Source organism: Mesorhizobium sp. WSM4832 (assembly GCF_055811115.1).
In genome coordinates this window covers 167,858-180,627 of the sequence record NZ_JBVVQH010000016.1, presented here as the reverse complement: position 1 = coordinate 180,627, position 12,770 = coordinate 167,858, and the positions used below count along the sequence as shown (strand labels likewise).

General features: G+C 63.2%; 16 protein-coding genes. 3 read left to right on the top strand and 13 right to left on the bottom strand.

Annotated elements, in window-relative coordinates; genetic code table 11:
* From kdsA to AC0L2L_RS22625, 5 genes are all read right to left on the bottom strand, one after another.
* On the bottom strand, nt 1-630 hold a 630-nt coding region (kdsA, locus tag AC0L2L_RS22645; protein ID WP_473581289.1), incomplete at its 3' end, for a 3-deoxy-8-phosphooctulonate synthase.
* A 2-nt stretch (nt 631-632) separates the two neighbouring features.
* Complete coding sequence (locus tag AC0L2L_RS22640; protein WP_473581273.1) at nt 633-1,514, bottom strand: VOC family protein; 882 nt, start codon at nt 1,512-1,514, stop codon at nt 633-635.
* Nucleotides 1,515-1,703: 189 nt separating this feature from the next.
* Nucleotides 1,704-1,991 carry a Dabb family protein gene (locus AC0L2L_RS22635; protein WP_473581272.1) on the bottom strand — a complete coding sequence of 96 codons (288 nt, stop codon included), beginning with the start codon at nt 1,989-1,991 and terminating at the stop codon, nt 1,704-1,706.
* 103 nt (nt 1,992-2,094) lie between these two features.
* Entirely contained in the window at nt 2,095-2,223 is a 129-nt protein-coding gene (locus AC0L2L_RS22630) for a hypothetical protein (RefSeq protein WP_473581270.1), read from the bottom strand.
* 205 nt (nt 2,224-2,428) lie between these two features.
* Nucleotides 2,429-3,694, bottom strand: coding sequence for an NAD(P)/FAD-dependent oxidoreductase (locus AC0L2L_RS22625; protein ID WP_473581268.1), 1,266 nt, complete (start codon nt 3,692-3,694; stop codon nt 2,429-2,431).
* A 164-nt stretch (nt 3,695-3,858) separates the two neighbouring features.
* On the opposite strand from AC0L2L_RS22625, the gene AC0L2L_RS22620 reads away from it, so the two are divergent.
* Nucleotides 3,859-4,533 carry a 5-formyltetrahydrofolate cyclo-ligase gene (locus AC0L2L_RS22620; protein WP_473581266.1) on the top strand — a complete coding sequence of 225 codons (675 nt, stop codon included), beginning with the start codon at nt 3,859-3,861 and terminating at the stop codon, nt 4,531-4,533.
* 1 nt (nt 4,534) lies between these two features.
* Here the strand turns inward: AC0L2L_RS22620 and AC0L2L_RS22615 are convergent, their stop codons facing one another.
* Both AC0L2L_RS22615 and AC0L2L_RS22610 read right to left on the bottom strand, forming a co-directional pair.
* The gene (locus tag AC0L2L_RS22615) at nt 4,535-4,885 is read right to left on the bottom strand and encodes a hypothetical protein (RefSeq protein ID WP_473581265.1); all 351 of its coding nucleotides are present in this window, start codon (nt 4,883-4,885) and stop codon (nt 4,535-4,537) included.
* 39 nt (nt 4,886-4,924) lie between these two features.
* Nucleotides 4,925-5,398, bottom strand: a complete 474-nt coding sequence (locus AC0L2L_RS22610; RefSeq protein ID WP_473581263.1) for an Lrp/AsnC family transcriptional regulator — start codon at nt 5,396-5,398, stop codon at nt 4,925-4,927.
* 199 nt (nt 5,399-5,597) lie between these two features.
* On the opposite strand from AC0L2L_RS22610, the gene ald reads away from it, so the two are divergent.
* On the top strand, nt 5,598-6,713 hold the full coding sequence (gene ald, locus AC0L2L_RS22605) for an alanine dehydrogenase (protein ID WP_473581262.1): 1,116 nt from the start codon (nt 5,598-5,600) through the stop codon (nt 6,711-6,713).
* A gap of 452 nt (nt 6,714-7,165) precedes the next feature.
* Here ald and AC0L2L_RS22600 read toward each other — a convergent pair whose 3' ends face one another.
* The 6 genes from AC0L2L_RS22600 to AC0L2L_RS22575 all read right to left on the bottom strand — a co-directional run bounded on the left by AC0L2L_RS22600 (nt 7,166) and on the right by AC0L2L_RS22575 (nt 11,676).
* Nucleotides 7,166-7,633, bottom strand: a complete 468-nt coding sequence (locus AC0L2L_RS22600; protein ID WP_473581260.1) for a DUF1203 domain-containing protein — start codon at nt 7,631-7,633, stop codon at nt 7,166-7,168.
* 145 nt (nt 7,634-7,778) lie between these two features.
* The gene (locus AC0L2L_RS22595) at nt 7,779-8,336 is read right to left on the bottom strand and encodes an OmpA family protein (RefSeq protein ID WP_473581258.1); all 558 of its coding nucleotides are present in this window, start codon (nt 8,334-8,336) and stop codon (nt 7,779-7,781) included.
* Between the two features lie 117 nt (nt 8,337-8,453).
* Nucleotides 8,454-9,017, bottom strand: coding sequence for a GNAT family N-acetyltransferase (locus tag AC0L2L_RS22590; RefSeq protein ID WP_473581288.1), 564 nt, complete (start codon nt 9,015-9,017; stop codon nt 8,454-8,456).
* The gene (gene sseA / locus AC0L2L_RS22585; protein WP_473581256.1) at nt 9,017-9,868 is read right to left on the bottom strand and encodes a 3-mercaptopyruvate sulfurtransferase; all 852 of its coding nucleotides are present in this window, start codon (nt 9,866-9,868) and stop codon (nt 9,017-9,019) included. The genes AC0L2L_RS22590 and sseA overlap by 1 nt, the downstream gene beginning before the upstream one ends.
* 30 nt (nt 9,869-9,898) lie before the next feature.
* On the bottom strand, nt 9,899-10,642 hold the full coding sequence (locus AC0L2L_RS22580) for an alanyl-tRNA editing protein (RefSeq protein WP_473581287.1): 744 nt from the start codon (nt 10,640-10,642) through the stop codon (nt 9,899-9,901).
* Complete coding sequence (locus tag AC0L2L_RS22575) at nt 10,642-11,676, bottom strand: cysteine synthase A (protein WP_473581254.1); 1,035 nt, start codon at nt 11,674-11,676, stop codon at nt 10,642-10,644. The genes AC0L2L_RS22580 and AC0L2L_RS22575 overlap by 1 nt, the downstream gene beginning before the upstream one ends.
* A 192-nt stretch (nt 11,677-11,868) precedes the next feature.
* Here AC0L2L_RS22575 and AC0L2L_RS22570 point away from each other — a divergent pair, with 192 nt between their 5' ends.
* Nucleotides 11,869-12,717, top strand: coding sequence for an SDR family oxidoreductase (locus tag AC0L2L_RS22570; RefSeq protein ID WP_473581252.1), 849 nt, complete (start codon nt 11,869-11,871; stop codon nt 12,715-12,717).
* Nucleotides 12,718-12,770: the final 53 nt, after the last annotated feature.

Here is a 12,770-nt window from a genome sequence, read left to right as displayed (position 1 = left end):
GCCCTGCCCGCCCGGCTGCTGCACGGAATGGGTGGCGTCGAAAATCACCGGAGCGCCGATCTCGGCCATGATCGGCAGCGCGCGCATGTCCGAGACCAGAGTGTTGTAGCCAAAGGAGGCGCCGCGCTCGGTGGTCAGGACATTCGGGTTGCCGGAACCGGTGATCTTGGCCACCACGTTCTTCATGTCCCAAGGCGCGAGGAACTGGCCCTTTTTCACGTTGATGACCTTTCCGGTCCTGGCCGCGGCGACCAGCATATCGGTCTGCCGCGACAGGAACGCCGGGATCTGGAGGACATCGACATGCGGCGCGATGATCGCGCATTGCTCCTCGGTGTGGACGTCGGTCAGCACCGGCAGCGAGAATGCCTTGCGAAGATCGTCGAAGATCGGCATCGCCGCATCGAGCCCGGCACCGCGCGTCGCCGACAGCGAGGTGCGGTTGGCCTTGTCGTAGCTGGTCTTGTAGACGAGGCCGATACCCAGCCGTTCCGTCAGCTCCTTCAGAGCGCCGGCCATGTCGAAAGCATGCTGGCGCGATTCAAGCTGGCACGGGCCGGCGATCAGCGACAGCGGCGCATTGTTGGCGAAGACGACCTTGCCGACGGTTACCGATGAATTGGGCGCCATGCTCATGGGATCTCCCGGAAGATGAAGGCGGCGCCCTGCCCGGGCGCCGGAGGAACGACGATATCATTGCCGCTCATGTTGTGATCGACCGCGCCGGCCGCAAGCGCGCGTGCGGCCGGAGCTTTGTCGCGGATCGAGAAAACAATCGCCTGAAACCGCAAACGCGGCGACGGCGCGGCCGGCAGACCGAAGCGCTGCGCATAGCTTTCGGGCGTGACGACACTCAGGATTGCATTCGGCAGCCGTAACGCGTCATCGCCCGCCCCGGTGGCAATCGCGCCGGCGGCGATCACGATCAGTTCGATCTGTGTGGAAGGCGCATCGCTGACCGCGATCACTTCGACGATGCCGGTTACGCCATTGGCATGCGCCTGCAGCGCCGTGCGATCGATCTTCGGCGCATTGACGCGCTCGCAGGCGAAGAGGAAGGCATCCGGCGCCTCCTTGCCGGCAGCGAAGGCCAGCTTGAACGACGCCGTATCGCTCTTCCCGTTCGGGTCGGTGAACGCGCGCGAAAAACTCAGCATATCGCCGGCCAACAGCCCGGCTTCGACAAAACGCATATGGTCGGCATCGGCATTGGCGGTTCCAAGCGCGACAGCGGAAAAACCCTCCTCGCCCAGCCGCTCGCGATAAAGGCGGTCGCGCGCTATGAAAACATTGCCCTCGCCTATCGCGCGTTCAGCCACCTGTCCGTCGCCCACTGCCAGCGGCTCCAAATAGGTGCCGTCGGCGAAAAAGACACAGGCGTTTTCGGTTCCGAAAGGATGGATGCCGGTCGCCGCGACGACAAAGCCGAGCGAGGTCAAACGCGCTCGCGCTACATCGAGGCTCCGTGTCGGTAGCACAAGATGGTCGAGCGGATGGGTCGAGGTTTTGATCATACCGGCGCGGTGTGCCTCATTCCGCAAACCGGTTCAAGGTCCGAACGCCAGGCATTAAAGCGCGTGGCCTGAAACGGATTCCGGCGACGCACTTTAAGTCTTTGTTTTGATGCATGTCGTTGTCCCAGAACCGCTGCACACTTCTGGGCGACATGCACCAAGCAAAGCGGAGCGGATTGGCAAGCGCTCTCAGGCAGCCACGACATCCGCCGAATAGCGCAGCTCGCGCAGCGGCTTCACCTTGTTGGTCGTATCGGCATAGATCGGATGCGCCTTGTAAGCGGCAAGGGCTGCCTCGTCTTCGAACTCGGCATAGACGACCACATCGATCGCGTTGGAGAACAGATCGACCTTGGTGTTGAGCGTCACCTCGAAATGCCTCGAGTGGGGAATCTTGCCGAGCGCCAGCAGGCCCGAGCGTACAGCCTCGACATCTTCCTTGCGCCGCACGCTGAAGAAAACGATGTGCCGGATCAATCCAGCCTCCCTGACCGTCGATTCAGCGGTGTTTCTGTGGGAGCAAAGCCTGGGCGTCAACCGGCAACGATGTCGCGCCCGCGATGCAAAATTGGCGAGACCTCTACCCGGTGACGTAGCGTACGATGCGCGATACTTCCCGTACCGTCGCGTCGAGGTAATAGCCATGATTGTAGAGGCCGTCCCAGAACAGGAAGAAGGTGACGGAGGCGATGACGATCACATAACGCATGGCTAAAACTACCCCATGTGAACGGCCGGAACCAGAGCGGGAGCGGCGGCGATTGTTCCAGTTCACCGCTTTTTGCGCGAAGGTCGCTTTTCCGTCCATGCCGCAGTCCGCCACAGCGGAAATGCCTGATGCTCGATTGCGGTCTCATCATGTCGCCTCACGAGCGTGTGGCCCGCATCCGCTGTGGCGGACGGTGGCGAGGAAATCAGTTCTTGTCGTCGTCGCCTTGCGTGATCAGACGCGCGCTTCGCTGGCCGGTAAAGTATATCCATAGCCAGCTAAGCGAGACCGCCAGGCGGTTGCGGAAATCGATCAGGAAGTAGATGTGCGCAATGCCCCAGAGCCACCAGGCGAGCCAGCCGGTGAGCTTGATCCAGCCGAAGTCGATCGCGGCGGCGCGCTTGCCGATTGTCGCCAGGTCGCCGGCATGCCGGTATTGGAAGGGACGCGTCGTGGTGTCGCCGGCAAGCCGCGCCTTGATCGTCTCCGCGACGTGGCGCCCCTCCTGCTTGGCGGACGGCGCCACACCGGGCACCGGCTTTCCATCCGGCCGCAATACAAGCGCGGTGTCGCCGATGACGAAAATGTCGGGGCTGCCCGGCACGGTGAGGTCGGGTTCGACCAGCACCCTGCCCGCCCGATCGGCCGGCACCCCTAGCCATTCGGATGCCGGCGAAGCGGCAACGCCGGCCGCCCAGATGATCGTCCTTGCCGGCAGGCGCTTGTCGCCGAAGACGACGCCTTCGGCATCTAGTTGCGTGACCGGGCGCCCGAGTTCGACCGTGACGCCAAGCCGTTCCAGCGCCTTGCGGGCATAGTCGGAAAGCTGCGGCGCGAAATTGGCCAGGATCCGGTCGCCGGCCTCGATCAGCACGACGCGCGCCTGCCGCGTGTCTATGTTGCGGAACTCGCCGCGCAACGTGTCATGCGCGAGCTCGATGATGGTGCCGGCAAGCTCGACGCCGGTCGGTCCGCCGCCGACGATAGCCAGCGTCAGCAGCGCCTGGCGCCTCGCCGGGTCGGTTTCGCGCTCCGCCTGCTCGAAGGCGAGCAGGATGCGGCGCCGGATCGTCGTGGCGTCCTCGAGCGTCTTCAGCCCCGGCGCGAAGGGCTCCCATTCGTCATGGCCGAAATAGGCATGGCGCGCGCCGGTGGCGAGCACCAGCGTGTCATAGGGGACCGAGCTGCCGTCCTCGAGCAGCACGCGTTTGCCGGCGCGGTCGACGCCGGTGACATTGCCCAGAAGCGTCGTCACGTCCTCGCGCCTGCGCAGCAGATGACGGATCGGCCAGGCAACTTCCGAGGTCGCGAGCGACGTCGTCGCTACCTGGTAAAGCAGCGGCTGGAAAAGATGGTGGTTGCGCTTGTCGATCATGGTGATGCGCACCGCGGCACCCGCCAGCGCGCGGGTGAGCTCGAGGCCGCCGAACCCGGCGCCGACGACAACGACGTGATGGCTGGCTGGATTCATCTCATTCACCCCTGACGGCAGGATTGCATACCCCAGATGTAGGTATTTTGTGCAATGCAACAACAGAAGGACGGTACCCGGGAGTCGCCGTCCCATGTCGTGAATGCGCATGTTGTATCGTGTCGCGAGGTATAGCGTTATCGAACACGCCTATGAGGTAAAGCATGGCTAATCATCATGACGACCAGGATCCGGCGCAGTATTCCTCGCCGCCTTGCTTCATGCACGAGCTCGATCCGGAATTCCGGGCGCCGCTATCCGACTGGACCGATGTGAGACGCTGGCGCAAGGCTGAACGCGAACGCCTGATCGACTCTCGCCTTGCTGTTTCGGCCGATGCGCGAACAGTCATGTCTCAGCGTATCGCCGAAGGGCTCGACGCGATCATCGGCGATATCAATGGCCGCATGGTCAGTCTTTACTGGCCGTTTCGGGGCGAGCCGGATTTGCGGCCATGGATGGCGTCCGTCAATGAGCGAGGCGGTCGCACCGCATTGCCCATCGTCGTGGAGAAAGGGCACCCCCTGATCTTCCGTGCCTACAAACAGGGCGACCGGTTGGAAAAGGGCATCTGGAACATCCCGATCCCGGCCGAGGGCGATCCGGTGCTGCCGGACATCGTCATCTCGCCCATCGTCGGCATCGATCCCGGCAAATATCGGCTGGGCTATGGTGGCGGGTTCTTCGACCGCACGCTGGCCGCCATGCCGTCCAAGCCGCTGGTCATCGGCGTCGGCTACGAACTGCAGCGCATCGCGACCATCTATCCGCAGCCGCACGACATTCCGATGTCCGAGGTGGTGACGGAGACTACGATTGCCCGGCGCCGGCCAGATTAGGTCAGACGGTCCAGGTCCAGTCGATCGGATAGTTGAAAATCGGGGTGAACGTCACGCCGACCGCCTCCATATCCCTGCGGCCGTCGACGACCATCTCCTTCAAATTGTCTAACTGTGCCGCGTGCTCGTCGGTGTCCCAGACACTGACCTGCACGATCGAGCCCTTCGGCGAGACGCCCGCGTAAAAGTGAAGGAGTCCCGGCAGGCGCCTGATGGCCGGAATTATGTACTGCGAGGTCTTCTTGCTCGCGGCGTCGACCTCCGCGAACCGGCTCGGGTCGTAGCTGGCGCGTGAGACGCGGACGACGGCGGTTGCCGGCAATGACTCGGCCAGGGTGATTCTTTCCGTCATATCGCAGCCGATGCCTCCTATTGGTCATGACTCCGTAGCCTAGGCCATCTCCGGCCTCAAGCCGACTGCCGTGCGGTCGACGATCTCGCGCAGCGCGAAGGACGAGTTGATCTTCGTCACATGCGGCATGGCCGACAGCCATTCCTTGTGGATGCGCTCATAGTCGACCAGATCCTTCGCCGCTATGCGCAGGATGTAGTCGTATTCGCCCGACATCAGATGGCAGGAGAGCACGTTCGGACAGCGCTTGATCGCCGCCTCGAAATCCGACAGCGTCTTCTCGAATTGCCCCGACAGCGATATATGCACGATCGCCGTCATCTGGTGGCCGAGCGCGGCGTTGGAGAGCCTGGCGTGATAACCGCGGATGGTTCCGGTTTTCTCCAGATTGTCGAGCCTGCGCGAACAGGCCGATTGCGACAGGCCGACCTTCTCGGCTAGCGCCGCGTTGGGTATCCGGCCATCCTTCTGCAAAGTCTCCAGAATGGCGATATCAATCCTGTCGAGCCGCATTTTCCGTGGTTCCTGCGAATTTCCAACCGTTTCGCGCAACGATTATCGAAGAGAGACCATTGCCGCAAGTGCATTCGCAAACACATACGGAACGATTCGTGGTTGACTGCGATTACTGCGTGTCGCCTCCACGTTTGGAGCCGATGGCATGCACGAATGACAGGGAGAGCGCCCTCGAAGGGCGCACAGGAGAAGAAGAATGCGTGTCGGCTGCCCCAAGGAAATCAAGAACCATGAATACCGCGTCGGCCTGACGCCCGGATCGGTCCGCGAATATGTCGCGCATGGCCACGAAGTGCTGGTCGAGACCGGCGCCGGCGCCGGCATCGGCGCCGACGACAACGCCTATCGCGCCGCCGGCGCCACCATAGCCAAGACGGCCGCCGATGTGTTCGCCAAGTCGGATATGATCGTAAAGGTCAAGGAGCCGCAGCCCAATGAATGGGTGCAACTGCGCGACGGCCAGATCCTCTATACCTATCTCCATCTGGCTCCGGATCCGGAGCAGACCAGGGGTCTTCTCGGTTCGGGCGTCACCGCCGTTGCTTATGAAACCGTGACCGACGACCGCGGCGGCCTGCCGCTGCTCGCGCCGATGTCGGAAGTCGCCGGCCGCCTGTCGATCCAGGCCGGCGCGACCGCGCTGCAGAAGGCCAATGGCGGCCGTGGCGTGCTGCTTGGCGGCGTGCCCGGCGTGCTGCCCGGCAAGGTCACCGTGCTCGGCGGCGGCGTCGTCGGCCTGCATGCGGCCAAGATGGCGGTTGGCCTGGGCGCCGACGTCACCATCATCGACCGCTCGATCCCGCGCCTGCGCCAGCTCGACGACATCTTCGGCGGCCGCGTGCATACCCGCTACTCGACCGTCGAGGCGCTGGAAGAAGAATGCTTCTCAGCCGACGTCGTCATCGGCGCGGTGCTGATCCCGGGCGCCGCCGCGCCCAAGCTCGTCACCCGCGAAATGCTGTCCGGCATGAAGAAGGGCTCGGTGCTGGTCGACGTGGCGATCGACCAAGGCGGCTGCTTCGAGACCTCGCATGCCACGACCCACGCCGATCCGACCTATGAGGTCGATGGCGTCATCCACTATTGCGTCGCCAACATGCCCGGCGCCGTGCCGGTCACCTCGGCGCACGCGCTCAACAACGCGACGCTGCATTATGGCTTGCAGCTCGCCGGCAAGGGCCTCAAGGCGCTGGTCGACGATCATCACCTGCGCAACGGCCTTAATGTCCATAAGGGCAAGATAACCAACCGCGCCGTCGCCGAAGCGCTCGGCTACGAAATGGTCGAGCCGAAGGCGGTGCTTGCCGCCTGACCGTCTCGCGCAACTTCATCCAGTCGCCCGCCGGGTCATTCCGGCGGGCTTTTTTTGCGCTCAGAACTGGTTCCGTCGAGAAATCCGGGCAACAAAAAAGCGGAGCAAAAGCCCCGCTTCCTCGATTTGTCGCGATCTGCCGCCGGTCCATCCGCGGTCGGCAAATCATCAACAATTGCTTTTTAGCGCGGTAGTGCGACGGGAATACGACAGTCTTGAAATGCACCCGGTTTTCATCATCCCGGCCATTATGTGTCCTTGTGTGAAGTGCTTCACATTCGCTCCGCGGAAAAGATGCCTAGACACGTGCCGTTACCTGGCGGCCTGAGCTGCTTGCCGAGTCGGACAAAGTCCGGCCCGGGCAGCACTTGCCAACAGCTTCTGTCACAGACCCTCCAACGGCCCGCCCGACCATCGGCGGGCTTTTTTTTGGGGATCATACCGGTTTGGGATCAGGCCCGCTCGATGCGGCATTGATAGCAATTGTTCCGCGCCGAGCGGACATGGATGTAGGCGATGTCGTCGCGCCCAAGCAGTGTTGTCGCGCGAGCGGCGATGTCGCCTGTCGGCGTGACCGCGCCGCTGCCATAGACGATGCGATCGTCCTCGCCATAGCCCCTGACGATATAGTCGCTGCTTTCGAGCATCTCCGGCAGCGCATCTCCGTCGGCGGCGCGCTCGCATTCCTCGGCATGCAGGAAGATCGGGCCGGTTTCGGCGTAGGGCTGCAGTTCCGGGAACGGCCGGTAGGCAACAATCAGATAGCCGTCACCCTCGGCGACGTTCTTGAGGCAATGCCTGCACGGCACGCCGTCGCCGTCGGAAATCCGGTGCTCCGGTGTGCGGCCATAGGCATCGGGCCCTCCCCGCTGCAAGGCGCGCACGGCTTCGGTCGGCAAGGCTTTGAACTGGATGCTCATGGCAAATCTCCGGTGTCGATTTCCGGAAATTATGCCTTGGCGACAGTGCCTGCCACCCGATTCCTGACTGGCGACGTGCGCATATGAAAGAGCCCAGCCGCTCGCACAACCGGGCTCTTAATATCGGCATTGCCGGCTTTGAGCGTTACCGCACGAAATCGTCGAAGCGGCGCAGCGTCACGCGGCGGTTGCGCCAGTTCTCCTGCTGGGTCGGCACAAGCAGGAATTCCTCGCCATAACCGACGGTCTCCAGCGCGTAGGCGGGCACGCCGAACTGGCCTACAAGCGTGCGCTTCAGGGAGGCGGCGCGGCGTTCGGACAGGACCTGGTTCGATTCGAAAGAGCCCACGGCGTCGGTGTGGCCCTCGATCAGGATACGCGCGCCGCGGTCGCGGCGCAGGATGCGACGGAGCGCGTCGGCAATGATTTCGACCTTGCCGTATTGCGAGGGCGCAATGGCGGCCGAACCGAACTCGAAATTGATCGACTGGATGTCGATCGAACGCGCCATCCGCCGCAGATCCGGCCGGCGCTTGAACTCGCGAATGGTGACCCGCTCGTTCGGACGCAGCTTTTTCCTGGGGGCGGCGTCGAGCTGGCGCTCTATGGTCGCGGCCGAAGGCGTGGTCGCCTGCGCGGATGCCAGGCTCGGCATGGCTATTGCCGCAATCATGGCCACGGCAAATGTACGTCGGGTCAACATGTCTTTCTCCTATAAGCTCGGCCTCGTAATGCGGCCGGACAATGGCAAAGACAGTCTGAAGCGGCGATGAACGCGACGTTCAAGCCCAGAGTAATTCCGTCCGAATTGCAGACAGCTCTAAGGCCGCATGACGCTGGCAGAGCGCTCGGCGAAGGTGAGCGGATGCACGACTTCCTTCTTCTGCGCCACCGGCGTGAAGCCGAGCTTCTGGTAAAGCGGAAGAGCCGCCGGATGGTCGAGCGTGCAGGTCTGCACGGTGACGCGCTTCGGCCCGTGTGCCCAGGCCGCCGAGATCGCGGCGCCAAGGAACCAGCGGCCGATGCCCTGGCCGTGCGCGTGCTCCATCATGCCGAAATAGGCGAGTTCCACTTCGTCCGGCAGATGCGGCTTGAGGTCGAAGAAACCGGCGGGAGCGCCGTCTAGATAGAGCACCCTGATGTCGCGGTCCTCGCGGTGCAAACCGGCCGCAAGTTCCTCGTCGCTTAGCCTCAGCACATTGACCCAATGCCATTTGCGCCCGACGCGATCGATTAAATAGCGGTAGAAGTGGAGCGGGATATCCTTGGTCTTCAGCAGCGCGATCTGGCGGTTGTAGGGGATTGGTGGCGAAACCGCAGGTGCCGCATGCATCTCCAGGAACGTGACGGTGACGTCGATATCGTGTGGCGCGCCGTCTTCCATCATTCTTTCCCCGTCACCACCGGCGTGTCGCTGAGACCGCCCCATTCCGTCCAGGAACCGTCGTAAAGCCGGTTGTCGGTATGGCCGAGCGTCTCCAGCGCCAGCGTGATCGCCGCCGCCGTGATACCCGAGCCGCAAGAGGTCACAACCGGCTTCGACAGGTCGATGCCGGCACCTTCTATCACACTGCGCAAACGGTCCTTGGACAGCAGCTCGCCGTTTTCGGCAAGCGCCGTGATCGGAACATTATGCGCGCCCGGCATATGGCCTGAACGGACGCCCTGGCGCGGCTCCGGATCGGTTCCGGCGAAGCGGCCGGCCGAGCGCGCGTCGGCGATCTGGCTCTCCCGGCTAGCGACGATCCTGCGCATCTCGTCGAGGCCGACGACCCGGCCCACATCGAAATCGGCATAGAAGACACTCGGCGCGATCTTCGTCGGCTCAGCCGTCACGGGTCGCCCCTCGGCCTTCCAGCGGTCGATGCCGCCGTTCAGGATGTAGACCTGGAAGACGCCCATGACCCGGAACATCCACCAGGCACGCGGCGCCGAGAACAGGCCCGGCCCATCATAGACGACGATGGTGTCGTCGGCCGAAACGCCCATGGCGCCGACATACTGGGCGAAGTGCTGCGGCGACGCCAGCGTGTGCGGCAGTTTCGAATCCGGATCGGAAACCGCGTCCTGATCGAGGAAGCGGGCGCCGGGAATATGAGCGGCGTCATATTCGGCGCGGGCATCGCGCTTTTGCGCCGGCAGATACCAGGAGGCGTCGATGATGGTGAGGCCGGGCTCGCCAAGCCGCTTTTGCAGCCAATCGGCGTCGACGATGAAGGGACTGTCCTGCGCCATTGTTTTTCTCCCTACGCTTACGCTTTGGCGTCAGTTCGCCGGCATCGGCCCGAAGCGGATGCGGAAGCGGCGGTTCTCGCGACCCTTCTTCTCGATCTTGCCGATATGGATCTCGCCGACCTCGCCGGTCGACTTCACATGCGTGCCGCCGCAAGGCTGGCTGTCGATCAGGCCGTTCTCTCCGATGCAGACCAGGCGGATCTCGCCGGTGCCGACGGGTGGGCGGACATTCTTCGATTTGACCAGGCCGGGATTGGCGGCGAGCTCCTCGTCGGTGATGAGCCGGGTGAAGATCGGATGGTCGGCGCGCACAAGCTCCATGAGCCGAGCCGTAACATCCTCCTTGGTGAAGCCGGCATCGGGAATGTCGAAGTCGACACGGCTGTCGTCCTCGGCAACCGCCGCTCCGGTGATCGGGAACGGGCAGACGACCGTCAGCAGGTGGCAGGCGGAATGCATGCGCATCAGGAGATACCGCCGCTCCCAATCGATCAGAAGCTTCAGCTTTTCGCCGACCGAGGGCAGAGCCTGGTCCGGCGCCGGCACGTGGATGATCTCGTCCTTTGTCTCGCCGGTGATGGTGGCGGCGATCGCGATGCGGCCGCCGTCTGCCCGCTCGAACGTTCCGTTGTCGCCCGGCTGCCCGCCGGACGTTGCGTAAAAGACTGTACGGTCGAGAAGGATGCCGCCACGATCGTTGATCGCGACGACCTCGGCTTCCGCAGTCTCCCGATAGGCATCGTCGCGAAACAGCGCCTCGGTCTTTCGCACCATCATGCCACCTTTTCGAACGGCACCGAAATGTCGGCCTTCTCTTCCATCCAGCCCGGCACCGGAAGGTTCTTGCCACGCAGGAATTCCGGATTGAAGAGCTTGGACTGGTACCGCGTGCCATAGTCGGCGAGGATTGTCACGATGGTATGGCCGGGTCCGAGCTCGCGCGCCAGCCGGATGGCGCCCGCGATATTGATGCCGGTCGAGCCGCCGACGCAGAGCCCCTCTTCCTGGATCAGGTCGAAGATGATCGGCAACGCTTCCTCGTCCGGTATCTGGAAGGAGAAATCCGGCGTGAAGTCTTCCAGATTGGCGGTGATGCGGCCCTGGCCGATACCTTCGGTGATCGAGCTGCCATCGGATTTCAGTTCGCCGCTGGTGTAGAAACTATAGAGCGCGGCGCCCAGCGGATCGGCGAGCGCGATCTTCACGTCCTTGCTCTTGCCCTTGAGCCCGAGCGCGACCCCGGCGAGCGTGCCGCCGGAGCCGACGGACGAGACGAAGCCATCGACCTTGCCGCCGGTCTGCGCCCAGATCTCCTGCGCCGTCGTGCGGATATGACCGTCGCGGTTGGCGACATTGTCGAACTGGTTGGCCCAGATCGCGCCATTCGGCTCCGAGCGCGCCAGTTGCTCGGCAAGGCGGCCCGACAGCTTCACGTAGTTGTTCGGGTTCTTGTAGGGCACCGCCGGCACTTCGATCAGCTCGGCGCCGAGCACCTTGATCACGTCCTTCTTTTCCTGGCTCTGCGTGTCGGGGATGACGATCACGGTACGGTAGCCAAGCGCCTTGGCGACCAGCGTCAAGCCGATGCCGGTGTTGCCGGCTGTGCCTTCGACTATAAATCCTCCAGGCCTCAGCAGTCCGCGCTGTTCGGCATCGCGGATGATGAACAGGCCGGCCCGATCCTTGACCGACTGCCCCGGATTCATGAACTCGGCCTTGCCCAGGATCTCACAGCCGGTCGCTTCCGACGCCTTGTTGAGCCGGATCAGGGGCGTGTTGCCGATCGCTTCGATCACAGAACGGGGCATGCAGGAGTTCCTCTATGTGTGCGGCGAGACCCTAGAAACCGGGCGCTGCGGTTTCAAGGCAAGATTTTGCCTGGTCCAGTCGCATTCCGGACGCTGCAATGCTCGCGACCATTTCAGCGCCAAGCGCAAAACCGCTCTTTTCATTCGATTCCTTCACCGCTAGAGCAAGCCCTGACATTCGCGGGGCATTGCATGACACTCTACCGGGCCAATCCGAAGGACGGTGTCGCCTGGATCACGGGCGGCAGCAGCGGTCTTGGCCGTGCGTTGGCCAAGGATCTCGCCAATCAAGGCTATGCCGTCGCGGTGACCTCGCTGGCTGAAGATCCGGCCGACACGCTGATCGTCGAAACGGCGCAAATGTCCGGACATGTGAAGTCCTTTCCCTGCGATGTCACCGACGAGCACGGCATGGCGCGCACGGCCGCCGCGATCGAGGAGGAGATGGGCCCCATCGTGCTCGCCGTCTTCAACGCCGGCAACTATATCGCCACTCCCGGCGAGAATCTGGTTGTGCGCGATTTCCACCGCTCCTTCGCCGTGAACTATTTCGGCATCGTCAACGGTGTGGTGCCCGTCGTCGAGCACATGCGCGTGCGCGGGCGCGGCCATGTCGTTCTGGTCGGATCGGTCACCGCCTATTCCGGCTGGCCGACAACGGCGGCCTATGGTGGCACCAAGGCCGCGATCAACATACTGGCGGAGTCGCTGAAATACGACTTCGACAAGATGAACATCCGCGTCCAGGTCATCAATCCGGGGTTCGTCGACACGCCGTTGACGGAAAAGAACAAGCTGCCGATGCCTGGCCTCATGCCTGTGCATCGCGCATCGCGCCGCATGGCCCGCGGCATCAAGAAAGGCGGCTTCGAAGTCACCTTCCCGCACCGTATAAGCATACCGTTGAAGCTGCTTGGGCTGCTGCCGCGGCCGATTTGCCGCTTTGTCATCGGCCTGACCACCAGCTGGTGGGGGCGGCCATTGCATTTCGATCGCAAGCTGCCTGGCAAAAAGGCACCGTCCCGCGACAAGGCAACATAAGCCGGCGAACAGCGATTGCCTGCCGGCAGGGACGGCCATAGGTTGAGAATCAT

Bases quoted from the DNA above. Each gene is read 5' to 3' on its own strand.
- AC0L2L_RS22640 (WP_473581273.1), bottom strand. From the start codon at position 1,514: ATGATCAAAACCTCGACCCATCCGCTCGACCATCTTGTGCTACCGACA.
- AC0L2L_RS22630 (WP_473581270.1), bottom strand. From the start codon at position 2,223: ATGCGTTATGTGATCGTCATCGCCTCCGTCACCTTCTTCCTGTTCTGG.
- AC0L2L_RS22625 (WP_473581268.1), bottom strand. From the start codon at position 3,694: ATGAATCCAGCCAGCCATCACGTCGTTGTCGTCGGCGCCGGGTTCGGC.
- AC0L2L_RS22620 (WP_473581266.1), top strand. From the start codon at position 3,859: ATGGCTAATCATCATGACGACCAGGATCCGGCGCAGTATTCCTCGCCG.
- AC0L2L_RS22615 (WP_473581265.1), bottom strand. From the start codon at position 4,885: ATGACGGAAAGAATCACCCTGGCCGAGTCATTGCCGGCAACCGCCGTC.
- AC0L2L_RS22610 (WP_473581263.1), bottom strand. From the start codon at position 5,398: ATGCGGCTCGACAGGATTGATATCGCCATTCTGGAGACTTTGCAGAAG.
- ald (WP_473581262.1), top strand. From the start codon at position 5,598: ATGCGTGTCGGCTGCCCCAAGGAAATCAAGAACCATGAATACCGCGTC.
- AC0L2L_RS22600 (WP_473581260.1), bottom strand. From the start codon at position 7,633: ATGAGCATCCAGTTCAAAGCCTTGCCGACCGAAGCCGTGCGCGCCTTG.
- AC0L2L_RS22595 (WP_473581258.1), bottom strand. From the start codon at position 8,336: ATGTTGACCCGACGTACATTTGCCGTGGCCATGATTGCGGCAATAGCC.
- AC0L2L_RS22590 (WP_473581288.1), bottom strand. From the start codon at position 9,017: ATGGAAGACGGCGCGCCACACGATATCGACGTCACCGTCACGTTCCTG.
- sseA (WP_473581256.1), bottom strand. From the start codon at position 9,868: ATGGCGCAGGACAGTCCCTTCATCGTCGACGCCGATTGGCTGCAAAAG.
- AC0L2L_RS22580 (WP_473581287.1), bottom strand. From the start codon at position 10,642: ATGGTGCGAAAGACCGAGGCGCTGTTTCGCGACGATGCCTATCGGGAG.
- AC0L2L_RS22575 (WP_473581254.1), bottom strand. From the start codon at position 11,676: ATGCCCCGTTCTGTGATCGAAGCGATCGGCAACACGCCCCTGATCCGG.
- AC0L2L_RS22570 (WP_473581252.1), top strand. From the start codon at position 11,869: ATGACACTCTACCGGGCCAATCCGAAGGACGGTGTCGCCTGGATCACG.